Raw genomic sequence first — 23,440 nt, forward strand, 5'->3', positions numbered from 1 at the left:
AATAAGCATTTGCAAATGAAACTTATTTTATGTTAGAATGAAGCCTAAATTTGCACGGTAAATGAAAAATCAAGGAAACTTATGAAAGGCATACTTTTAGCAGGTGGTAGCGGCACCAGGCTTTATCCTAGCACTCTTGCTTTGTGCAAACAGCTTTTACCTATATATGACAAACCCATGATTTATTATCCTATGTCTGTTTTAATGCTGGCTAAAATACGAGAACTTTTAATTATCTCAACCCCAAGAGATACTCCTAAATTTAAAGAGCTTTTTAAGGATGGCTCTTGGCTTGGCATGAAGATAGAGTACAAAGTGCAAGAAAGGCCGGAAGGTTTAGCACAAGGGCTTATACTAGCACAAGATTTTGTAAAAGATGATGATGTAGCCTTGATACTAGGTGATAATATCTTTTACGGGCAAGGTTTTAGCCATATCTTAAACATAGCCAAAGAAGATGCCAAAAATAATTTTTGCACCATATTTACCTACCATGTAAAAGATCCAAGGGCCTTTGGAGTGGCCGAACTAAAAAGCGTCAGGGGGGGGGGCTTTGAGGTTTTAAGCCTAGAGGAAAAACCCGAAAAGCCAAAAAGCAACTATGTAGCAACAGGACTTTATTTCTACGATAACGACGCCATAGAGATAGCCAAAAGTATAAAGCCAAGCGCAAGAAACGAGCTTGAAATCACTGATGTAAATAAAGAATACCTAAGACAAAAAAGACTTAAAGCCCAAATTTTAGGGCGAGGATTTGCCTGGATAGACACCGGCACACATACGAATTTACTCGAAGCTTCACATTTTGTCCAAACCATAGAGCTAAGACAAGGATACAAAATAGCTTGTTTAGAAGAAATAGCTTATAAAAATTCTTGGATAGATGAAAAAGAGCTTATTAAAAGAGCTGATGAGCTAGCTAAGAGTGGATACGGTGTATATCTTAGACAAATTTTAGAACAGGGCTTTTGATGAATAATATACTTGTAAGCGGTGGTGCGGGCTTTATAGGAAGTAATTTTATAGAATTTTATCTAGAAAACAACAAACAAGATAAGATAATAAATTTAGATTTACTAAACTACGCAGGTTCTCTTGAAAACACGGCCTCATTTTCTGATAATGAAAATTACACTTTTATAAAAGGAGATATTTGCGATGAGGTTTTGGTAAAAAACATCCTCAAGGATTATAATATCAACATCATTGTAAATTTCGCGGCACAGTCTCATGTTGATAACTCCATAAAAAACCCATATGTATTTATCCAAACAAACATAAATGGCACCTTCAACCTTTTACATAATGCTTATAATTTTTGGTTTGAAAGTCCTTTTAAGATAAAAAAAGCTTACCAAAAACATCTTTTTTATCACATTAGCACCGATGAGGTATTTGGAACGCTTGGCGAGAGCGGATATTTTAGCGAGGATAGTCCTTATGCACCAAATTCGCCCTACTCTGCTTCAAAGGCTAGTAGCGATATGCTAGTCAGAGCTTATCATCACACTTACGGACTTAAGGCTGTTATTTCAAATTGTTCTAACAACTACGGAGAAAAACAACATGATGAAAAGCTTATACCAACAATCATAAGAAAGGCACTAAAGGGCGAAAATATACCAATTTATGGAGACGGTAAAAATGTAAGAGATTGGCTTTATGTGAAGGATCATTGCAAGGCTATATTTGAAATTTTAAAATACGGCCTAAGTGAAAATTTTGGCTTTGACACCTTTAACATAGGCACAAATGAGGAATATAAAAATATAGACTTGGCCTTAAAAATTTGTGAAATTTTAGATGAGATAAAGGCAAAAGAAAAAAGTTATAAGGAGCAAATAACTTTCGTGCAAGATAGATTTGGGCACGATAAAAGATACGCAATAGACGCAAGTAAGATAAAAAGAATATTAAATTTCAAGCCCTCAAAAAGCTTTGATGAAAATCTTTTACACACAGTAAAATACTACATACAAAGGTACGAGGCTGTATGAAAAAAATACTAAGAAAAATAAGCACAAAGCTTCACAAATTAAAGATTTACTACTATAAACACATACTATCAAATTATAAGCTTAACTCAAAATGCAAAATTAACATGCCAACACTGTTTAACACCTTTAAAGGTTCTAATATACAAATAGCTGATGATGTGATTTTGGGCTTTTTTCCATCGCCTTATTTTTACGATTCTTATAACCATATAGATATTAGGCATGGGGGGGGGTGTTACATAAAATCAAAAACTGTGATTAATAATAATTTTTGCCTTATTGCTAATAAATGCGACATAGTCATAGAAGAAAACTGTTTTATAGGTACAAATTTTAAGGCTTTAAATTCTGATTTTCATGGACTTTTGGTAAAGGATAGAAATAATGAACAAGCCATTAAAAACGCTGATATAAACATAGGCAAAAACTGTTTTATAGGTGATAATGTAACTGTTTTAAAAGGCGTAAGCTTAGGGCAAAACTGTGTAGTGGCTGCAGGCTCTGTTGTTACAAAATCTTTTGCCAAAAACTCCCTCATAGCTGGTAATCCAGCTAAATTTATAAAAGAGATAGAAAATGAAGTATAAAGTAATAAATTTAGATACTTATAATGATAAAAACTCATCCCTTGTGGTTGTAGAATCCTTTAAAAAATGCCCTTTCGATATAAAGAGAATTTTTTATATCTTTGATGTGCCAAAGGGAGAGATAAGAGGACAGCACGCAAATTTAAATTCTCAGTTTTTTTTCATTGCCTTAAATGGAAGCTGTGAAATCAAGATAGATGACGGTAAAAAGCAAGTTCTTGTAAAACTTAACAAGGCAAACGAGGGTTTATTTTTAGATAAGATGTTATGGAAAGAGATGTTTAACTTTTCCAAAGACTGTATTTTGCTTGTTTTATCAAATACATACTATGATAAAAATGAATATGTGTATGATTATGAAAAATACCTTGAATTTACACGGGGGGGGGGGTTGTAAATAAGCCCTCTTTGGTGGCTTAAGTATGCAATATAAACTCTTAAAAATGGAAATTAATAAAGATAAAAGAGGTTCTTTAATAGCACTAGAAAATTTAAAAACAGTGCCTTTTGAGATAAAACGAGTTTATTATATCTATGATACTAAGCCCGATGTTGATAGAGGAGGACATGCTCATACAAATTTGGAGCAAATTTTGATAATGATGGACGGTGCTTGTGAGGTGCTTTTAGATAATGGCAAAGAAAAGAAAAGCATTATTTTAAACCGCCCTGATGTAGGGCTTTACATAGGAAAAAATATGTGGAGAGAGATGAAAAATTTTTCTTACGGAGCAAAGCTTTTGGTTTTAGCAAGTGATTTTTATGACGAGAAAGAGTATATTAGATCTTATGATGAGTTTTTAAGGGCTGTAAAATGAAAATATCAATTTTAATGCCTTGTTATAATTCTCATGCTTTTTTAGAAAAAAGTATAAGTTCTGTTATAAGACAGGATTACAAAGATTGGGAGTTAATATGTGTTGATGATTGTTCAAGCGATGATACTTTCGAGCTTTTACAAGAATACGCCAAACAAGATAAGAGAATAAAAATTTTTAAAAGTGAGAAAAATGGCGGCTGCGCCTCACCCGCCTTAAATTTAGCACTAAAGCAAAGTGAGGGGGATTTTATTTTTTTATTAGGACATGATGATGAAATTAGCACAGATTGCTTAAAGGGACTTGTCGAAGCTTATTATGAGCGGGGGGGGGGGATTGATGTAATAATCCCTGATACTATATTTATACGCGATGGCATTAAGATAGGAAGTATCTGTGGAATAAAATATGATAAAAACAGCAAGGATAAGATATTAACTGCACAAGAAGCTTTCGAGCTTTCTTTATTTTGGGATATATCTGGTTTTGCTTTATTTAAGGCTGATATAGTTAAAAAGTGCGGATTTTTGGTGGATGGTATGAACGGTGATGAGTATTCTGCTAGAGAATTTTTTCTAAATGCAAATAAAATAGCTTTTTCTAAGAAAGGGCAATATTTATACAATCAGATATCTGATAGCTTAACTAAAAAACTTAGTCCTAGAAAATTTAATATACATAAGGTTTTTTATAGATTAGAAAAATTGGCATTAGAAAGAAATATGGATAAAGGAATAATCAAAAAAATCAACAAAGAAAGATATGCACAACTTTATAATCTAAGTAAAGAGTATGTTAGCAACAAACATTTACTGTCTAAAGCGGAGCAAGAATTGATAACTTCGTATCTTGAAGAAAGCAAGAATCTTTTAAAATATTATAAAATTTCATTTTTTGATAATATTTTTAGAAAGGAAAAAGATGGATTTGGCAAATTTATAGTTTTATTTAATTGCTTAAAAATCTATTATAAAAAGATTAAATATGTTTAAATTTTATATATATAAGGACTATAAATGATACACAGCCTAGCAGATGTACAAAGTAAAGATATAGGCAAATATACTAAAATTTGGCAATTTTGTGTGGTATTGCCCGGTGCTGTTATTGGCAAAAACTGCAACATTTGTTCTCATTGCTTTATTGAAAATGATGTTGTGATAGGAAATAATGTAACGGTAAAAAACGGGGTTTATCTTTATGATGGCATACAGATAGAAGACAATGTTTTTATAGGACCAAATGTAAGCTTTACTAATGATAAATACCCTCGCTCAAAACAGTATCCAGATAATTTTGCAAAAATAATTATAAAAAAAGGCGCTAGCATAGGTGCAAATGCCACCATACTGCCGGGCATTACTATAGGAGAAAATGCTATGATAGCAGCAGGAGCTATAGTTACAAAAGATGTGCCGGATAATACTAAATTTATTAGTAAAAATACGGCCGTAAGCACTGAGTTAAACGGGGGATTAAGTCCTAAGCCTTTCTTAAGAAAGGCTGCTTGATGATACTGGTCAAAAAGAATATAAATTTAAGGTTAGTATCTTTAGATGATGCTGAATTTATAGTAAAACTTAGGAGTGATGAAAGAAAAAATAAATATCTAAACAAGGCAGATATAAACACAGAAAAACAAAAAGAATGGCTAAAACTCTACAAAGAAAGAGAAAAGCTAAGACAGGAATTTTACTTTGTAATAGAAGCTAAAGATGAGACAAAACTAGGGCTTGTAAGGCTGTATGATTTTAAGGGAGATTCTTTTTGCTGGGGTTCTTTTATCATAGTTGATGAGGCGCCGTTTTATGTGGCTATAGAAACTGTCTTGGCTGTGTATGATTTTGCTTTTTATGAGCTAAATTTCAAGCAAAGTCATTTTGATGTGAGAAAACAAAACAAACAAGTTGTTGATTTTCACAAAAGATTTGGCGCTTTAATCGTAGGAGAAGATGAACAAAATTATTATTTTAATATAAGTTTAAAAGAATACGAAAAAAATAAAAAAAGATATGAGAGATTTATCTAAGCAAAGAGATTTGAAAGGAAAATTTTACATTTTTTTTGATAGTATAAAGCTTTATTACAAAAGGATAAAGCTTGAAGCCTAAATTTTCTATACTGTGCCCGTCTTTTAATCACGAAAAATATGTAGGATTTTTCATACAAAGCGTGCTAGAACAAAGTTTTGATGACTTTGAACTCATCATAGTTGATGATTTTTCAAACGATAAGAATGTAGAAAAAATAAAAGAATTTAAAGATGAGCGTATAAAGCTTATACAACACGAATATAACAAAGGAATAAATGCTAGTTTAAATACAGCCTTTGAAAATTCTATGGGTGAATTTATAGTATTTAGCGCTAGTGATGATATGTTTGAAAAAGATGCTTTAAAGATATATTATGAAAGCTTTAAAGCGGATGAAAACTTGCTTTGCATTTATCCAAATTTACAAAATATAGATGAAAATAATAACTTTATAAAAAATGATAATGAGCAAAAATTTGGCTCGAGGGCTGAGCTTTTACATCATATTTTTTTTGAAAATAACTGCTTAAATTCTCCCGGTCTTTGCATGAAAAGAACCTGCTTTGAAAAAATACATCCTTTGCCAAATGCCCTTTGCAATCTGCAAGACATGGCTATGAATATAAATTTTTTAATAGATGGCAAGATTTTACAACTAAAAGAAAGACTAATTTTTTACAGAAAAAGCACAGATAAAAAGAGTGTAAGCTCTAATCAAAAGGCTAAAACAAGAGAAAGGCTGGAGCTAGAATTAGTTTTGGATAATTTTTTAAAATTAAAAGATATAAATTTAATAGAGCAAATTTTTAAAAAAGAATTAGAACAAAGCAAAATAAAGCCAAAAGAGTATAATTTAGACTTTCTTTTAGGAATGTTGGCTTTAAAATCTAACGATTTAAATAGGCAGTTTTGGGGATATCACAAGATGCTTAACTTTTATAGCGACAAAGAAAATGCTGATAGACTTTATAAAGATTTTGCCTTTTCTTTTAAAGATTTTTTGGAACTTAGCACCCTAATAAAAGATGAGCCTCACTTTAAAAAATATAAAAAATACAAGAAATTTTTTAACTACTCGTTAATTTTATCTTCCTTGTTGCTTGTGCTTTTACTTTTATCTTGGAGCTTAAGATGATTAAATTTCTAGACTTAAAAAAGATTAATGATAGATTTAACAAAGACTTTGAGGCTAAATTTAAAGAGCTTTTAGCGAGTGGCTGGTATTTATTAGGCGAGGAAAACAAAAGCTTTGAGCAAAATTTTGCCAAATACTGTGGTGTTAAAAACTGCGTAGGAGTAGCAAACGGGCTTGATGCCTTAAGACTTATAATAAAGGCTTTTGACTTTGAAAAAGATAGCGAAATCATAGTCCCAGCAAACACATACATAGCCTCCATTCTAGCTATCACAGATAATAACTGCAAACCGGTTTTAGTAGAACCTGACATAAACACTTACAACATAAATCCTAAGTTAATTGAAGAAAAAATCACCTCAAAAACCAAGGCTATCATGGTGGTTCATCTTTACGGACAAGCTGTTAATATGGATGAAATCATAAAAATAGCACAAAAATATAAGCTTAAAATCATAGAAGACTGTGCCCAAGCACACGGGGCTTTTTATAAGGATAAAAGAGTTGGCTCCTTAGGTGATGTGGCTGGATTTTCCTTTTATCCGGGTAAGAATTTAGGTGCTTTAGGAGACGGCGGCTGTGTAACAACAAATGATGATGAAATTGCAGCAAAGATACGAGCTTTGGCAAATTACGGCTCGCATAAAAAATATGAAAATTTATACAAGGGACTTAATTCAAGACTTGACGAGCTTCAGGCAGGAATTTTAGATATTAAACTAAAACATTTAGATGAGGATAATGAAAAAAGAAAAAATATAGCAAAATTTTACCTACAAGAAATAAAAAATAAAGATATTATACTGCCTTGCTATGATGATGAAAGCTCGCATGTGTGGCATCTTTTTGTCATAAGAACACAAAAAAGGGATGAATTGCAAAGCTATTTAAGCTCAAAAGAAATTCAAACCATAATCCACTACCCAATCCCACCACACAAGCAAGCTTGTTATAAAGAATTTAGCCACTTATCTTTGCCTATAACAGAGCAAATTCACAAAGAAGTTTTATCGCTGCCAATCAGCCCTGTCATGAGCATACAAGAAGCTGAGTTTGTAGTAAAAACATTAAATGAATTTAAGGCCTAAAATGACCATAGTTACAGCATTTTACGATATAAAAAGAGAAGAGCTTGATGATTTTAAAAGGGATAATGAGAAGTATTTTGAGTATTTTAGCTTTTGGGCCGGGCTTAAACACAAACTTATAGTATATACAAGCGCCGAATTTAAGGAAAAGATTTTAAACATAAGAGCTAAATTTGGCCTTGAAAATGAAACTGTTGTTATCACAAAAGAGCTAGAATCCTTTGATGAAGAAGGGCTAAGCTTGATGAAAACGACCTTTGAAAACTATGATCAAAGCTTAAATAGAGCCTATCCAGATAATATCGAATGTAAGTCATATCTTTACTGTTATATAATGTATATCAAGCCATTTTGCGTCTGCGACGCTATAAAAAGAGGGCTTTGCGATGAAGAAATAATTTGGCTTGATTTTGGTTTTAACCACGGTTCTGATTATTTTACAAACTCTTCACAGTTTAACTTTAAACTAGAAAGCAAAGACAGTTTAAATAAAGAAAAGATAAATTTTTTCTCAGTCAAAGACAAGGAAGAAACAAGTGTGGCTAATGTTTATTTTTCAATGCAAACTTACATAATGGGCGGACTTTTGTATGCAAAAAAAGAGCATTGGGATATCTTTAAAGAGGATATGAAAGAGGCTTTAAGAGCCTTTGTCTCATTTAATATAGTAGATGATGATCAAGTTATGTTTTTATGGATACTTAGAAAATACCCACAACGATACAGTGTGCATAAAACGAAATTTTGGTTTGATTCTTTACTTTATTTTGTGCCAGATGATATAGCAAAAACTCTAAGCATAAGAGGAGTACAAAAATATAAGCTAATCAAGGCCAAAATGAAAGAGGATTTAAAAAAAAGAGCTTATTTAAGCTTTTTTAAGGCGTTTTTTTCTTATCTTTATTTTAAATTTATAAACAAAAAAGAGGAAAAACTATGCTAAACAAGCTTTTTTACAACGAATTTTTTTATCGTCTAGCTAGGGCTTTAGTGCCTTTTAAAAGAATTAGAAAAAAAATAAAAGAGCACATAAGATATAAGATAGATCATCCTAAAATTTGTGCTTATATGTCTAAAAACTATGTAGAGCCTTTTTCTAAGGGCGAGTTAGAGCATTTTAGCTTTGAAAGAAAAAAGGATTTGAAAGATGAAAAAGTGCTTTGGGTGTTTTGGCACAGCGGCAAGGAAAATGCACCTCTAATAGCACAAGAATGCTTTTTAGCAATGCAAAAATATATGAGCGAGTACAAAATCATCTTTTTAGATGAAAAAAATTTAAAAGAATATATAAGTTTTCCAAATTTTATTTATGAAAAAATAGAAAAGAACTTTTTTGGAGAAAAAACTATAACTTTTTTTTCAGACCTGCTAAGACTTGCTTTACTGCATACTTATGGTGGAGTTTGGCTGGATGCTACCATCTTTTTAAGCGCTAAAATTCCAAATGACTTGCTAAAAAAAGACTTTTTTGTCTTTGAAAGAGGAAAAAAACCTAGCAAAGATGAACTTGAAAAAGTGCTTCATAGTAGGTATTTTGCTTACTCATATTTTAACTACAATGATGATTTTAAGGTAAAAATGTTTTCAGCCTTCATCATAGCTAAAAGTAAAAATCCTTTCATATCCGCTATGCTAGATATTTTAATGGCTTATTGGCAAAAAGATGAGGGCAAACATCATTTTTACTTTCTAATACACATAGTATATGAGCTCTTAAAAGAAAAAGGCTTTAAAAACGAAAACTATCATATAAGTGATTTTGAGCTTCATCTTTTGCAGTTTCACGCCTTAGATTTTTATGATGAAGAGCTTTGGCAAGAAATACAAAGTAAAAGTTTCGTGCATAAGCTAACTTATTTTAAAGACATAAAAGAAAATTCTATGATAAATAAAATAGTGCTTGAGCAATAAAAGCTTACTCGCTCTTTATCCTTTCTATAATGCTTGTGGTGCTAAAGCCATCCTCAAATTTTATCAGCTCTACCCTTTTTACCAAATCAGCACCAACAACTTCTTTGGACACATAATCAGCACCTTTTACCAAGATATCAGGTTTTAAAGCCTTTATGAGCTCATACGGAGTATCCTCATCAAAAATCACCACAAAATCCACAAAATACAAAGACGCCAGCATAGAGGCTCTGTGAAACTGCGAATTTATAGGTCTTTGTTCTCCTTTTAGCCTTTTAACACTAGCATCAGAATTAAGACCGATAACTAAAATATCGCCCAAATTTTTAGCCTTTTGCAGGTATTTTATATGCCCAAAATGCAAGATGTCAAAGCAACCATTGCTAAAAACTATATTTGTTTTATCTTTAAGTATGTTTTGCACTTCCTCTTTGCTTTTAATCTTTTCCTCAAAGTCATTTTTCTCAAATTTTCTTATCTCATCAAAGCTAACGGTAGCCGAGCCTATCTTGCTTACCACAACTGCTGCGGCTTTATTTGCTATTTCACAAGCCTTTAAAAGCGGCACCTTTAAAGCCATGCAAAATGCCATTACAGAAATCACGCTATCGCCAGCACCAGTTACATCAAATACCTCCCTAGCCTTAGCAGGTATGATGTGCAGCTTGTCATCGTATATAGCTATGCCGGCTTCAGAAAGGGTAATCATAGAGAATTTAAGCTTAAACCTATCCTTAAGCTCCACTATGGCTTCTTCTAAATTCTCCTCATTTAAAGAGTTAAATTTCAGTGCTTGCATAGCTTCCTTTTTATTAGGAGTAAGCAAGGTAGCACCGCTATACTTGCTATAATCATCGCCCTTAGGGTCAACTAGGACTGGAATTTCACGCTCATTTGCCTTTTGTATTATACAAGCACAAATTCTATGCGTTAAAACTCCCTTGCCATAATCACTTAAAACTATAGCGTCAAGCTCTTTTAGCATTTTATTAAAGCCAAATAAAAGCTCTTCTTCTAGCTTCGTATCACAAACAGTCTCATCATCTATACGCAAAACTTGCTGAGAATGAGACAAAATTCTAGTCTTTAAAGATGTTTTTTTCTCATCTTCAAGCAGTATCAAGCCCTTTAAGCTTTTCTTTAAAAATGCCCCATTTTCGTCGTTTCCAACCACGCTTAAGGCCAGAACATCAGCACCAAGAGCTTCTAAATTCGCATACACATTTGCCGCACCGCCCAATCTTTTATCTTGCTTTTTGGTGTTCATAACCAAAACCGGTGCTTCAGGGCTTACCTTAGTGCAATCGCACCAAATATAATTATCAATCATCAAATCGCCAACAACTAAAATTTTAGGCCTTTTAGAGCTTAAAAAATCAAGCATTATTTTCCTTTGCAAATAACTTTATGTGTGGCAAATAAGAGCTTATGCCGCTTTCAAGGCTAAATTTAGGCTCATACGCAAAGCTTTTATCCAGCTTGGCTTGGGTGTGGAATTGGTAATTTTTCGTGTAAGGATTAGCAAAATACTCGCAAGCAAAATTTGTTTCAAGCTCTTTTTGCAAGATATCAGCTATATCTTGGAAGCTCCTAGCCACGCCACTTCCCACATTATAAATCCCGCTCTTAGCATCAAGTGCCATTAAATTTGCATTAACAACATCCTTAATATACACAAAGTCTCTATAAATTTTATCGCTTCCCTCAAAAAGCCTAGGAGCCTTATTTGACAAAATTTGCAAAGCAAATTGCAAGATTGTAGAAGCTGTCTTGCCCTTATAAAATTCGCCCTCTCCATAAACATTAAAATACCTAAGGCCGACTATATGAAGCTCTTTTTCATACCTTTGACAAAGCCTATCCATCATAAGCTTTGAAAAAGCATAAGGATTTTTCGGCCTTTCATCTATATCAACAGTTTGAGGACTTTTTGCATCTCCATAAACTGAAGCCGAGCTAGCGTAAATAAGCTTGATATTTAAGTCTATGCAAAGCTTAATCAAGGCTTCAAAATTATTTAAATTTGTTTTTAAAACTTCATTTTGATTATAAACTGTGGTGTCAGAAATCGCGGCCTTGTGAAAGATTACATCTGGCTTAAAATCTTTTATCTTTTCTAAAAAAATTTCATCGCAAATATCAGCTACAAACAAAGAACCATGAAAGTCTAATAAATTCTTAAAATGCCCCAAACTTTTTAAATTTCCATTCTCAAAATACTCAGCACCTTGCATTTTATCAATGATTAAAATTTCGTGTTCATCTTGCAAGCTCAAAGCCAAATTTGAGCCTATAAAACCAGCCCCGCCGCTTATTAAAATTCTCATTTATTTCCCTTTAGATACGCTAATAACTGTGCTAGATTAGCAAATTTTTTATAAAAATCATCTTTTAAGCTCTCATCTTCATTTAGTAAAAACAAGTCCTTAAGCCCGGCCTTTTTTCCCGCTTGCATGTCGCTTAGATTATCACCTATCATTGTAGATTCGCTCATATTTATATCAAATTCAGCCTTTGCCTTTAAAAGCATTCCTGCTTCTGGCTTTCTGCATGAACAACCTTGTAAATGCGGGCAATGATAGACCTTGCTTATCTTTATACCCCTTTTTAAAAACTCAGCACACATAAAAGAAGTTAGTTTTTGAAAATCGCTTTCAGTGTAATACCCTCTTGCTATGCCTGATTGGTTCGTTACCACAAAAATTAGGTAGGATTTTTTTAAAAAAAGCTCACAAAGCTCAAAGATTTCATCAAAAAATTCAAAATCCTCTATCTTGTGAACATATTTTTTATCCACATTTATAACACCGTCTCTGTCTAAAAATAATGCTTTTGCTTTCATAAATATAATTATACAAAAAATAGATAAAAAGCTTCAAAGCTATCTTAAAATAAAGAATTGACAAACACACAAATTCGCTATAATAATAAAAATTCAAGACAAAGAAAAAAATGAAATGCAAACACTGTAACTTAGATTTTGATGAAGCTAAGATGATAAAAAATGATTTTGGAAGCTTTTGCTGTAAGGGCTGTGAGGCTGTTTATAAGCTGCTTCACTCAAAAGGCTGGCAAGATTTTTACAAACTTCGCTCAAACACCGAACTAGAACCCGTAAGCACAGAAGAATACAATAAAAATTATGATAATTTTGTTAGAAAAAATGAGGACGGTTTTTGCGAAATTTATCTTTACATAAGCAATATACATTGTTCTGCTTGTATCTGGCTTAATGAGAAAATTTTAAACGAAGAAGCTGGGGTTTTAGAAGCAACAGTAAATTTAGCAACGCACAAAGCAAAGGTTGTGTATGATGATAGCTTGATTAGTCTAGATAAAATCTTACAGCTAATATCTTGCATAGGCTATAAAGCTAGCGCATATGATCCTTTAAAACAAGAGATAAAAAGCACAGAACTTAAGAGAGAATTTTACGCAAAACTCATAGTAGCCATAGCTTGCGTGATGAATATCATGTGGATAGCAATAGCAAAATACGCTGGGCTTTTTAGCGGCATGCAAAGCGACATTAAAGATATCTTGAATTTTGCTGAGTTTATCTTATGTACTCCTGTGCTTTTTTACACCGGTTCTAGCTTTTATAAAAGTGCTTATACTGCTTTGAAATTTAAGCAAATCAATATGGATTTTCTAGTAATTAGCGGGGCTAGCTTAGCCTACGCATACTCCTTGTGGGCGATGTTTGCGAGGTTTCCTAATGTGTATTTTGATTCCGTTGCTATGATAATTTGCTTCGTTTTTGTAGGAAAATACTTAGAGGTGCTAAGCAAAAAATACGCAAGCGATACCATGGACGGCTTAAATGAGTTTTTGCTTTCTAAAATTTTTGTTTATGATGGCAAGGATTTTGTCCCAAAAGATGTGTATGCGGTTAATGTGGGAGAGCTTGTAAGGCTCAGGGCTGGGGATAAAATTCTAATAGATGGACTTTGTGTAGAAGGTGAAGCAAGCGTGGATACTTCAAGCCTAAACGGAGAGAATGAAGCGCTTTTACTAAAAAAAGATAGCATTGTAAACTCAGCTTGCACAGTGATTGATGGTCATGTAGTGTATAAAACAACAAGTCTTTATAAGGATTCTAAGCTAAGCCAAATCGTGTCTTTACTAGAGGAAGCCCAAAACAATAAGCCTAAAATTCAAGCTCTAGTTGAAAAAATCAATACAAAATTTTCACGCACAGTGCTTTTTTTGGCATTTTTATGCTTCTGTTTTTGGTTTTTTTACAAAGAAGCTGGCTTTGAGTTGTCTTTAATCAATGCTATATCTGTGCTTATAATATCTTGTCCTTGCGCCTTGGCTCTGGCAACGCCTATTAGCACACTTAGCGCCTTATTTTCTGCTTTAAAAATGAAAATTTTGTTTAAAAACCCAAATTCCATAGAAGAGTTATCAAAATGCACCGTGGGCGTGTTTGACAAAACGGGAGTGCTTACTGATAGCAATCTTAAAATTTCAAAATCAAAGCTTAACGATAAATTAAATTTAAACGAGCTTTTAAGCTTTATAAGCCTTTCAAAACATCCTTTGAGCAATTCCTTAAGGCAGTTTCTACTAGAAAAAGACGCAAAATTTATAGATATGAAATTCGAAGATGTTAAGGAATTAAGAGCAAAAGGAATTAAGGCAAGGCTTGGGAAAGACAGCTTTTTGGGCGGAAATTTGTATTTTATTAAAGAAAACAACATAACTTGTTCTTATGAAATAAAAGATACTCATTTTATCTTTGCTAAAAATGGCGAAATTCTAGCTATCTTTGAATTTCAAAGCAGCATAAAAGAGGGAGCAAAGAGGCTTTTATCTTACTTAAAATCCTTAAACATAAAAATTCTAATGCTAACCGGCGATAATGAAAAAGCGGCCGCCAAGATAGCTAAGGAGCTTGATATAAGGGAATTTAAGGCAAACTGTTTGCCCCAAGACAAGATGAATGTTATAAAAGAGCTTAATCAAAAAGAAAAGGTGTTTTTTGTGGGCGACGGTATAAATGACGCACTAGCTTTAAAGGTGGCCACTGTGTCCTTTTCTCTTAAAAATGGCTCTGATATAGCCATGGAAAATAGCGATGTTTTGCTGCTTAAAAGTGATTTAAAAAGCGTAGAAAACTCACTTAAACTAGCTAAAAAAACATACAAAATCATAAAACAAAATTTAACTTTTTCCCTGTGTTATAATGCACTTAGCATTACTCTTGCATTTTTGGGCTTGATAAACCCCCTAATAGCCGCTGCTTCGATGTCTTTTAGCAGCCTGGTAGTTATCTTAAATTCTTTAAGGATAAAAAATAAATAAATTTTTGCTATAGTTTTGTTTTACATTAAAAGGATAAAAATGAATGCTGTTATAATGCTAATGCTTGGCGTGTCGATATTTATATTTTTTATAGCTTTAACATCCTTGCTTTGGGGGATAAAAAATAAACAGTTTGACGATGATTACAAATTCACAAGCCTAAACGACAGCGAGGAGGCTTTGCAAGAAGCCATAAGAATGGAGGAAAAGAAAAAAGAGCTCTTAAAAAGAAAAAAGAGCTCTTAGTTATTTCTTTTTTACCACCTTGACCTTTTCCACGCTATTTCCTTGCATAGCCTTAATTTCATAATAGCAAAGTTCATCATCTATCCTATCGCCAACCACAGGCAAGCGACCCAAAAGATTAAAAACATAACCACCTATAGTAACTTGTTCTAAATCCTCAGGATATTTAATGAGCAACAACTCCTCAACAGTTTCTATATCACTACGGCCTTTAAATTCATATACATCATCTGTAAGCTTTTTATAAGGTTCATCTTGGCTATGCTCATCTTTTATATCGCCAAAAATTTCCTCCATAATATCTTCCATGGTGATAATGCCGGCCGTGCCACCGTATTCATCTATAACCAAGGCGGTGTGGGTTCTTTCTTGATTCATTCTGAGTATGATTTTAGAGATACTTAAATTCTCGGGCACTAAAAATATAGGTCTAATAAAATCATCCAAAGTCTTTTTCTTGTCCTTGCTAAGCTCATTTTGAACCACATCTCTTATATGAATAATGCCTAAAATATTATCTTTTGAACCGTCTATATAAGGAAACCTAGTATGCTTGCTCTCATAAACTACTTGCATATTTTCCTCATAGCTTTTAGACTTGCTAAGACAAATCATATCTTTTCTAGGCGTCATAACCTCCTTAGCAACAGTGTCGGAAAAATCAACAGCATTTCTTATAAGCTCGGTTTCAAATTCATCCAACACGCCGCCCTTTTGGCTTTCCGAGGCTATAATTTTAATCTCTTCTTCAGAATGTGCCAGCTCGCTTTCACTAGCAGGCCTGATGCCTATCATCTTAAGACAAATGGAAGCTAGAAAATCAAAGGTTTTTATAAATGGCAAAAAAAGCAACCAAAATATATGCAAAGGCCTTGCGACGATTAAAACGGTCTTATCGGCTATCGCTATAGCCACGCTTTTTGGCACTAGCTCACCAATTACTACGTGTAAAAGTGTGATTAAGGTAAAGGCTATAACAAAGGCTATGGTGTGGATTAAAGCTGCTGGCAAAGAAAGAGGAGATAACCAATACTCAAGCACCTTGGCAATGGCTGGTTCTCCTATCCAACCAAGTGCTAGGGAACTCAGTGTTATACCAAGCTGACAAGCGCTTAAATAAGTATCAAGCTTTGATGAAACTTCAAGAGCCATTTTAGCATTTACTCTTTTTTCTTTCACGAATTCTTCAAGTTTTGACCTGCGAACCTTGATAATGCTAAATTCAGAAAGAACAAAAAAGCCATTTAAAAGGACAAAAACAAGAGCTAGGATAATCATAAAAGAAGAATAAGTTAAGTCCAAACTAGAATTCACCGCGACATTTGTAGTTGCTACAATACTCTGACTGGGGTCCAAAAAATCTCCTTGTTTAACAAAAAATTTTCACATTATAACAAATACTAAGTAAATTTAACTTAAATATATCTCATTAAATGGCTTATGTTACGGTAGGTGTCAAAGTAGTGCTTAAAATTTTAACCCCATAAGCTTTTAGTATCTTAAAAGCTGCTTCTTCTAGCTCATCATCAAAGCTAGCACAAGCATTTTGATGTAACACAATTTCTGCATTTAAGGCGGCGTTAAAGGCTAAGATGATATTGCTAAATACGCAAATATGAGAAACCAAACCACAAAATTCTATGCTTTTGTACTGCTCTTCTTTGATAAAATTTGCAAGTTCTAAGCTGCCAAAACTTTGCTTTTTAAAAATTTTTCTAGCCTTTTTTAAATAAATATCAAAATCAGACGGCATCTTATGTCCCAAGCTTTCATCTTGACAATGCAAGATAGGCAAATTTTTACCCTCCCTTGTATCTAAGTAATCCTCATAATGAGTATCAAAGGTAAATAAAAAATCGCCATTAAAATTTTTAAGCAAGGATAAAATATTTTCTTTTATTAACGCAGCTTTTTCAAAGCCCAAGCTACCATCTATAAAGTCATTTTGATAATCAACAACAACGAGTGCTTTTTTCATCACACAGCTTTAAAAAAACTGTCCTTGTGTATGTTTTCAAAGGCTGATTTTAAGCTGGTAAAAAGCTTTGGATTTTCTTTTTCCATGCTTGCTAAAAGCTCTTTTGCTTCCTGTCTTGCGTGCGGGAATTTAACATTTCTTTCGCTTAACTTCATACCAGGACAAAATTCATTTCCTATAACTTGCAAGGAATTTGACACGGCATTGTCTATTAGCTGTCTTTCCCTAACAAAGATTAAAGGTCTTATAACAACAACCCCTCTTTTGCTAGTATAAATAGGAGCTAGCGTTCTTAAAGCACCGTTATGTATAAAATTCATAAAAAAGCTTTCCGCAGCATCATCTAGATGGTGTGCTATGGCTAGCTTGTTAAAGCCATTTTCTAAAGCATAAGTGTATAAAGCACCCCTTCGCATACGTGAAAAATAACTACAAAAACTTGAGTTTTTTCGTATGGTATCGCCTGAAATTTCATATATGTTTGAATCTATAACCTCATGGTCTATGCCGTGTTCCTTGCAGTGCTTGCTAAGATTGGTATAATCCTCTCCCATACCATAACTCAAGGTAACAGCCTTAAGCTCGAAAGAAAATGGGGCGTGTTTTTGCATTCTATTTAACAAGTGCGCTAAAGCTAGAGAATCTTTGCCTCCGCTAAGTCCCAAAAGAACCCTGTCCTTATCTTGTATCAAAGAATACTTAGCGTTTGCCTGCGCTACTTGCCTAATCAATCTCTTGCTTAAATTTATCATATCTTTTCACACATTTTAAGTATAAAATTTGCAGAAATTTTAGCCGAATTTACCACAAATTCATCAAAATCAAATTCAGCTTTTTCCCCAGCCTTATCGCTAATGGCCCTTAGTATAAAGCAAGGAATTTTTAAAGCATCGCAAACCAAGGCTACCGAGGCTCCTTCCATTTCACAAGCGTCTGCATTGAAAATTTCTCTAATCCTAGCCTTTTTCTTTTCATCGCAAATAAATTCATCTCCGGTAGCGATAATGCCGGATTTTAACTCCACTTTTAAATCTTTTGCACTTTGCAAGGCTATTTCATTTAAAGCTTCATCTGTTTTTATAAAAATTTCATTTCCCGGAACAAAACCTAAAGGATGACCAAAGGCTGTTATGTCTAGGTCGTATTGAACTAGCTTTGTAGCATAAAGCAAGTCCCCTATTTCAAGCTCTGGGTTAAAAGCACCAGCAACGCCGGTAAATAAAAGCTTTTGCGCTTTGAATTTCTCTATCAAAACAGCCGCACTAAGGCTTGAATTTACCTTACCTATCTTAGAATACGCAAGTATCAGCTCGTGGTTTTTATAAGATGAGATATAATAAGTATTGTTAGCATACTCCACTTTTTCATAATCTTTTAAAACATCAAGTAAAGGACTTATCTCCTCTGGCATAGCGCCCAAAATAGCTAATCTCATTTTAAAGCCTTCAAAACTTCGTCTATATCACTCATAGACACTATTGAGTAAGTTTCTTTTTGAGTGATTTTTTTATTTAGCCCCTTAAGTATAGCAGCACCAAATTCTATAAAACAATCCGCCTCATCCTCAATAAATTTGATACTTTGCTTATACAACACGGGCTTAACCAGCTGCTCTTTTAGCAAGGTTAGAGCTTGTGCTTTAGTGGTGTAAGGTTTGGCATTTACATTTGAAATAACCGCTTTAAATTCATCCTTTAAAAGCTTATCAAGCTCCACTCCAAGTTTTAACGAAGCATCTTGCAAAAGCGGGCAGTGGCTTGCCACACTCATATTTAAAAGCATTGCTCTTTTTGCTCCAGCCTTCTTAAACGCAGCCTCGCAAGACAATAAATCATCTTTTAAACCAGCAACTACTATTTGCGAGTCACAATTATAATTTGCAGCATATACCTTTTTGCCTTCATCTTGCATATCTTTGCAAATATCTTCAACAAGTTTATCCTCAAGGCCAAGAACAACCATCATCGAAGCTTCTATCTTAGAGCAGTCATCTTGCATAAATTTACCGCGTTGATTTACCAAACTTACCGCGGATAAATACTCTAAAGCACCTTGCACAGCCAAAGCTGAAAACTCGCCCAAAGAATGTCCCAATGCATACTCAGTTTTTATCTCAGGACTTTGTTCTTGCAAGGCTAAAATGGCCATTAAAGAATTTAAGACAACGGCTGCTTGAGTAAATTCACTTAAATTTAATTTATCATTTTCCTCAAAAAGCAAATGCTTAAAATCTATTTTGCAAAAATCACTAGCATTGTTTAAAAAGTCTCTAGCTTTTACTGAATTTTCATAAAAACTTTTTCCCATGCCAACGCACTGAGAACCCTGACCAGGAAATAAAAAAACAGTTTTCATTAATGGCAACCGCAACCGTGGTGACCATGATGATGTCCGTGACCGCCGCCACCGCAACAACCACCATCGCTGTGCCCACAACCACAACTTCTGGAACCAGCAACAATACCTGTTAAAATTTCATCCTCAGTTGCAGCTCTTACATCTAGTATATTTAAAGAAAACAATAAATCCTTGCCAGCATAGGCGTGATTATAATCAACAGTTACTGTGTCATCTTTTATTTCTTTTACTGTAACTCTTACAGTTTCGCCGTTTTCACTTTCACCAAAAAGCTCCATTCCTACCTTGAGTTCTATTCCTGCAAACTGTTCTTTTGGCAAAGTTTGAACTGCACTTTCATCATATTCTCCAAGTGCTTTTTCTTTTTTTATAACAAAGTCTGCGTTGCAAGGACCATCAAGTTTTAAAATTTCCTCTTCTAAACTTTCTAATACTTGTCCTTTGCCCAAGATAAAAGATATAGGCTCTGAGTATAGATTTGATTCTAAAACTTCGTTTGTATTTGCGTCTTTTAATTCGTAAAACATAGAAACAACTGTATTTTTTTCCATAATATTTTCTCCTTTATTTTCGATTTGGTGAGGCCTTAGCTTCCGGGCTATTTGGATAGCTAGACTTTAAAGCTTTATAAAAGCTATTTGCGCTCTTTGTATCCCCTACCTTATCAAGACTTATGGCAGTATGATAAAGCAGCGTTGGCATATAATCTGCCTTGCTATACAAAGATGCTGATTGTTTGTAGTAAGATATGGCATTTGCGTATTTTTTTTGCTTATACTCAATCTCGCCTAGATAGAAATTTGACCTAGCAGGTTTGTAATTTTTAGAGAGTAAATACTCAAATTTATCCTTGGCTTTATTTAAAGTTTTCTTGCTTTTAAAATCCTTCATAGCTAAATTTAATATATTATCATTGCTCTTTTTCTTCCAAGATTCATCATCTTTTTTAACTTCCTTTTCTTTCTTAACAGGAAGCTCTTTGCTACTATTGTCATCTTCTATAGTTATATTAATATCGCTTGTTTTTAACTGCAGAATTTTACTTATCTCATCTAAACTTTTTTTAATTTCTTTAGCATTATTTTCTTGACTTTTTCTAAGATCATTTACCTGTTTTTTAAGTGTTTGTAATTCTAGGCTTAAATTTGCCTCTTTATCTTCCATGTAAATCAATCTTGAATTTGTTTTAGCATACTGAGAATTTACACCTTCTAAGGTACTTTGTAATCCATCCAATCTTTCAGAAATCGAATTTATCTTAGAAGAATTTTGCAAATACTCATTTTGTAGAGTATCAAGTCTATTTTTGATAATTTGTTCGTTTTGTGTTAAACCGTAGGTCGAAGTGTTGTTTATATTGCCAGCGTCAAAGGCAGAACTTTCGGGATAAGCGAAGGTGGCTCCAAATAACAGAGCCACTAGATAGTATTTTTTCATAAATGGTACTATAAACCAACCTTAATTTCAGCACGTCTGTTTTGAGCATCACATTCTGGAGTTTTGTCTGTACAAACTGGAGCTGACTCTCCAAAGCTCTTAACAGCTATTTGCTTAGAGTCTATACCAAGAGTTGTTAAAGCTCTCTTAACAGAATTAGCTCTTCTTAAACCTAAAGCTTGGTTATACTCATCAGTTCCCCACTCATCACAGTGTCCCTCAACAGTTATCTTAGCACTTGTAGCTTGTCCTTTAAGCAGGTTTGCACCGGCACTAACTACAGCTTGCATATCTGACCTGATTTCATATTTATCAAAATCAAAATAGATTTTACCCAAGCCACTTGATAAGCTACCAAATACATCACTACCGCCTGAAGCTCCGCCAGCAGTGCCTGCTGTAGATGAAGAATCAACCTTAGTAGATGTTCTAGGAGCACAACCAGCTAGAACTAACGCAGAGATTGCAACTGAAACAAGAATAAGTTTTTTCATTGCTTTCCTTTCAAAATTTGTAATGTTTAACCTATATTTTATCTAAAAAATTATTAATAATAAATAAAATTACCAATCAATCGACTGAATTTTTCCAACCTTGAGTGGAAAATGAAAGCTTTTATTGGCATTTACCCTAATAACACCCAAAGCCGTTTCGCTACCCAAGTATTTTATATACACTATGCTTCCGCCATCACTTGAAAATCTAGGAAAAAGGTTTTTTCCATTAGCGGTGAGCTGTCTTATATAATCACTCTTGGTACTCATAAGATATATGTTAAATACTCCTCTTTGCTCTGGCTCTCTGCTTGAATATACTAAATAATTTTTGTATGTAGATACAGCTGTATTATTTCTGCCATGAAAAACTAGCTGCTCGGCACTTGAAGCCCCTATGCCTTGTATGAAAATGTTAGGATAGCCCAAGCGGTCACTAACAAACACTATCTTTTTCTCATCTTCTATAAAATTTCCATTCACATCAACGCCTGAATAATTGGTGATTTTTTGCAGCATTTTTTTATTCAAATCATACAAATACACATCGGGCTGGTCATTTGGTGCCATAGTAACTAAAATTTTACTTCCGTCCCTGCTCACATCGGACGCAACCAACATACCGCCACTTGATAAAATTCTATTTGCTTTGTTTTTGTTTAAATCATACAAATAAAGCGTTGGGATATTGTGGTCATAAGCTGTGTAGTAAAAGGCATTTTGTTCTTTATTAGCCCATCTAGGAAAAAGATTTAAGCCTCCGCCAACAATCACTTTTTGATATGTAAGAGTGTAATCTGCCATTATAATTTGACTTTTTCTACTTCCATTTGCTCTTGCAATCAAAATTTTATGATCCATCCACTCAACAGGTGCTAGACCCAATTCTTTTACAGAATCCTTAACGCCTTTATGTGCTAAGAATGGATACTGCTCAAGACTTGATAAAGAATAAGTTTTGTTGCTCTTTTCTTTACCATCGGCTCTAATAATAACTCGCAAATTTAAGTTAGTTCCGCTTTTAGCAAGAAAATATTCAAAAACATAATTGGCCTTTTCATCGCCACTTGTTAACACTTCAAAATTTGAGCTTACTTTAAGGTCGTTTAACAAAATATTGTAAAAATTATTTTTAAGTGTTTTGTCGCTAAGCTCAGAACTATCCTTAAGTATAATCTTTGGCAAGCTCACACTCTCGTTTGTAACCGATATAACATTATCATCAGCCACAGCAAAAGAAATAAAAAATACAAAAACTAAAAGAAATTTAGCCATTTACACGCTCCCAACAGTAACTTTATCGCTTAAATTCATTGAGCCTTCGAATTTAAGATTTCTAGGCGGATAAGCTATAAATTTGCCGCTTAAATTCCCTAAAAATTCTAAAACCTTGGCATCAAAGTCCTCATTATAACTTTTTTCAACTAATGTATAGCCAAATTTACCATCAGAATCTATGTAATACTTCACCAAAACTGCAAAATTTCCGCTAGCCTCGTACAGTCTCCACCTCTCCTCTAAAATTCTTCTTACCTTTCCTCTAAATTCATCATAAATTCCGGTCATTTGTTTTTGGCTGCTCTCGCCAACCTTTTCATCTTCTGTTTTTAACAAATTATCGTTTAAGCTGTTAAAAAGATTTGAAAGTTCTTGGGGTTTATTTGTAGAATTTTTAACTGATTTTTCTGAAGACTGTATTTTATTTGTCTTTTCTTCTTGAAAATCTTTTAAATTTCCAAAAAGCGAATTTATATCGCTGGCCTCTTGTTTAACATCTTGTGTTTCAACTTCTTTATTAGTGGTTTCTTTGCCTTGGGTTTGGTTTTCTTGCGTAATCTCTTGTTCTTGTATGTTTTGATTAGTTTTAGAAATTTTATTTGCGTAAGAACCCAAATCAACATCCACAAAACTATCTTTAATATCAGTGTATTTAACGGCATTTGATTTATATATAGAAAAATGTAAAAATATAGATGATAATATTAAGATATAAAATATCAAGGCTAATAAAAACGAATTTACATAACCTAAGCCGTAATCCTTCACAC

Annotated in this window: 27 protein-coding genes; 14 read left to right on the forward strand and 13 right to left on the reverse strand. The window is 33.5% G+C overall.

Annotated elements, in window-relative coordinates; genetic code table 11:
* The first annotated feature begins 81 nt into the window (after positions 1-81).
* From rfbA to CAV_RS06700, 12 genes are all read left to right on the forward strand, one after another.
* Positions 82-972, forward strand: a complete 891-nt coding sequence (gene rfbA / locus CAV_RS06645; RefSeq protein ID WP_094325739.1) for a glucose-1-phosphate thymidylyltransferase RfbA — start codon at positions 82-84, stop codon at positions 970-972.
* A complete protein-coding gene (gene rfbB / locus CAV_RS06650; RefSeq protein WP_094325740.1) occupies positions 972-1,997 on the forward strand; it encodes a dTDP-glucose 4,6-dehydratase in 1,026 nt (341 codons plus the stop codon). Before rfbA ends, rfbB begins: the two co-directional genes overlap by 1 nt.
* Complete coding sequence (locus CAV_RS06655) at positions 1,994-2,584, forward strand: acyltransferase (RefSeq protein WP_094325741.1); 591 nt, start codon at positions 1,994-1,996, stop codon at positions 2,582-2,584. The genes rfbB and CAV_RS06655 overlap by 4 nt, the downstream gene beginning before the upstream one ends.
* Positions 2,574-2,981 carry a sugar 3,4-ketoisomerase gene (locus tag CAV_RS06660; RefSeq protein WP_094752844.1) on the forward strand — a complete coding sequence of 136 codons (408 nt, stop codon included), beginning with the start codon at positions 2,574-2,576 and terminating at the stop codon, positions 2,979-2,981. The genes CAV_RS06655 and CAV_RS06660 overlap by 11 nt, the downstream gene beginning before the upstream one ends.
* Before the next feature lie 25 nt (positions 2,982-3,006).
* Positions 3,007-3,402, forward strand: a complete 396-nt coding sequence (locus CAV_RS06665) for a sugar 3,4-ketoisomerase (protein ID WP_094325743.1) — start codon at positions 3,007-3,009, stop codon at positions 3,400-3,402.
* Positions 3,399-4,394, forward strand: a complete 996-nt coding sequence (locus CAV_RS06670; RefSeq protein ID WP_094325744.1) for a glycosyltransferase family 2 protein — start codon at positions 3,399-3,401, stop codon at positions 4,392-4,394. Before CAV_RS06665 ends, CAV_RS06670 begins: the two co-directional genes overlap by 4 nt.
* Positions 4,395-4,418: 24 nt before the next feature.
* A complete protein-coding gene (locus tag CAV_RS06675; RefSeq protein ID WP_094325745.1) occupies positions 4,419-4,913 on the forward strand; it encodes an acyltransferase in 495 nt (164 codons plus the stop codon).
* Entirely contained in the window at positions 4,913-5,431 is a 519-nt protein-coding gene (locus CAV_RS06680; RefSeq protein ID WP_094325746.1) for a GNAT family N-acetyltransferase, read from the forward strand. The genes CAV_RS06675 and CAV_RS06680 overlap by 1 nt, the downstream gene beginning before the upstream one ends.
* A 71-nt stretch (positions 5,432-5,502) precedes the next feature.
* Positions 5,503-6,570, forward strand: coding sequence for a glycosyltransferase family 2 protein (locus CAV_RS06685; RefSeq protein ID WP_094325747.1), 1,068 nt, complete (start codon positions 5,503-5,505; stop codon positions 6,568-6,570).
* Positions 6,567-7,658 (forward strand): DegT/DnrJ/EryC1/StrS family aminotransferase, encoded by a 1,092-nt coding sequence (locus CAV_RS06690; RefSeq protein WP_094325748.1) that lies wholly within the window; start codon positions 6,567-6,569, stop codon positions 7,656-7,658. Before CAV_RS06685 ends, CAV_RS06690 begins: the two co-directional genes overlap by 4 nt.
* A 1-nt stretch (position 7,659) precedes the next feature.
* Positions 7,660-8,601, forward strand: coding sequence for a protein YibB (yibB, locus tag CAV_RS06695; protein ID WP_245807398.1), 942 nt, complete (start codon positions 7,660-7,662; stop codon positions 8,599-8,601).
* Positions 8,595-9,569, forward strand: a complete 975-nt coding sequence (locus CAV_RS06700; RefSeq protein ID WP_094325750.1) for a capsular polysaccharide synthesis protein — start codon at positions 8,595-8,597, stop codon at positions 9,567-9,569. Before yibB ends, CAV_RS06700 begins: the two co-directional genes overlap by 7 nt.
* 4 nt (positions 9,570-9,573) lie before the next feature.
* On the opposite strand, the gene rfaE1 is transcribed toward CAV_RS06700, so the two are convergent.
* Genes rfaE1 through CAV_RS06715 form a run of 3 tightly spaced genes read right to left on the reverse strand, consistent with a single transcriptional unit; the run spans position 9,574 to position 12,411 of the window.
* Entirely contained in the window at positions 9,574-10,953 is a 1,380-nt protein-coding gene (rfaE1, locus tag CAV_RS06705; RefSeq protein WP_094325751.1) for a D-glycero-beta-D-manno-heptose-7-phosphate kinase, read from the reverse strand.
* Positions 10,946-11,896 (reverse strand): ADP-glyceromanno-heptose 6-epimerase, encoded by a 951-nt coding sequence (rfaD, locus tag CAV_RS06710; RefSeq protein ID WP_094325752.1) that lies wholly within the window; start codon positions 11,894-11,896, stop codon positions 10,946-10,948. Before rfaD ends, rfaE1 begins: the two co-directional genes overlap by 8 nt.
* A complete protein-coding gene (locus tag CAV_RS06715; protein ID WP_094325753.1) occupies positions 11,893-12,411 on the reverse strand; it encodes a D-glycero-alpha-D-manno-heptose-1,7-bisphosphate 7-phosphatase in 519 nt (172 codons plus the stop codon). The genes rfaD and CAV_RS06715 overlap by 4 nt, the downstream gene beginning before the upstream one ends.
* 110 nt (positions 12,412-12,521) lie before the next feature.
* Here CAV_RS06715 and CAV_RS06720 point away from each other — a divergent pair, with 110 nt between their 5' ends.
* Both CAV_RS06720 and CAV_RS06725 read left to right on the forward strand, forming a co-directional pair.
* On the forward strand, positions 12,522-14,879 hold the full coding sequence (locus CAV_RS06720) for a heavy metal translocating P-type ATPase (RefSeq protein WP_094325754.1): 2,358 nt from the start codon (positions 12,522-12,524) through the stop codon (positions 14,877-14,879).
* A gap of 39 nt (positions 14,880-14,918) precedes the next feature.
* Complete coding sequence (locus CAV_RS06725) at positions 14,919-15,125, forward strand: cbb3-type cytochrome oxidase assembly protein (protein WP_094325755.1); 207 nt, start codon at positions 14,919-14,921, stop codon at positions 15,123-15,125.
* Here the strand turns inward: CAV_RS06725 and CAV_RS06730 are convergent, their stop codons facing one another.
* The 10 genes from CAV_RS06730 to CAV_RS06775 all read right to left on the reverse strand — a co-directional run bounded on the left by CAV_RS06730 (position 15,126) and on the right by CAV_RS06775 (position 23,438).
* Positions 15,126-16,481, reverse strand: coding sequence for a hemolysin family protein (locus CAV_RS06730; protein WP_390088979.1), 1,356 nt, complete (start codon positions 16,479-16,481; stop codon positions 15,126-15,128). It abuts the gene before it with no gap.
* A gap of 82 nt (positions 16,482-16,563) precedes the next feature.
* Positions 16,564-17,103 carry a cysteine hydrolase family protein gene (locus CAV_RS06735; protein WP_094325756.1) on the reverse strand — a complete coding sequence of 180 codons (540 nt, stop codon included), beginning with the start codon at positions 17,101-17,103 and terminating at the stop codon, positions 16,564-16,566.
* Positions 17,103-17,855 (reverse strand): PP-loop family protein, encoded by a 753-nt coding sequence (locus CAV_RS06740; RefSeq protein ID WP_094325757.1) that lies wholly within the window; start codon positions 17,853-17,855, stop codon positions 17,103-17,105. The genes CAV_RS06735 and CAV_RS06740 overlap by 1 nt, the downstream gene beginning before the upstream one ends.
* Entirely contained in the window at positions 17,852-18,538 is a 687-nt protein-coding gene (locus tag CAV_RS06745) for a 5'-methylthioadenosine/adenosylhomocysteine nucleosidase (protein WP_094325758.1), read from the reverse strand. Before CAV_RS06745 ends, CAV_RS06740 begins: the two co-directional genes overlap by 4 nt.
* Entirely contained in the window at positions 18,535-19,458 is a 924-nt protein-coding gene (gene fabD / locus CAV_RS06750; RefSeq protein ID WP_094325759.1) for an ACP S-malonyltransferase, read from the reverse strand. Before fabD ends, CAV_RS06745 begins: the two co-directional genes overlap by 4 nt.
* A complete protein-coding gene (locus tag CAV_RS06755) occupies positions 19,458-20,012 on the reverse strand; it encodes an FKBP-type peptidyl-prolyl cis-trans isomerase (protein ID WP_094325760.1) in 555 nt (184 codons plus the stop codon). The genes fabD and CAV_RS06755 overlap by 1 nt, the downstream gene beginning before the upstream one ends.
* A gap of 13 nt (positions 20,013-20,025) precedes the next feature.
* Positions 20,026-20,898, reverse strand: coding sequence for a tetratricopeptide repeat protein (locus tag CAV_RS06760; RefSeq protein ID WP_094325761.1), 873 nt, complete (start codon positions 20,896-20,898; stop codon positions 20,026-20,028).
* Between the two features lie 8 nt (positions 20,899-20,906).
* The gene (locus CAV_RS06765; protein WP_094325762.1) at positions 20,907-21,392 is read right to left on the reverse strand and encodes an OmpA family protein; all 486 of its coding nucleotides are present in this window, start codon (positions 21,390-21,392) and stop codon (positions 20,907-20,909) included.
* A gap of 69 nt (positions 21,393-21,461) precedes the next feature.
* A complete protein-coding gene (tolB, locus tag CAV_RS06770; RefSeq protein ID WP_094325763.1) occupies positions 21,462-22,667 on the reverse strand; it encodes a Tol-Pal system protein TolB in 1,206 nt (401 codons plus the stop codon).
* Complete coding sequence (locus tag CAV_RS06775) at positions 22,668-23,438, reverse strand: TonB C-terminal domain-containing protein (protein ID WP_094325764.1); 771 nt, start codon at positions 23,436-23,438, stop codon at positions 22,668-22,670.
* Between the last annotated feature and the right edge of the window lie 2 nt (positions 23,439-23,440).

The sequence above is a fragment of the Campylobacter avium LMG 24591 genome, from assembly GCF_002238335.1.
Taxonomy (GTDB): Bacteria; Campylobacterota; Campylobacteria; order Campylobacterales; family Campylobacteraceae; genus Campylobacter_D; species Campylobacter_D avium.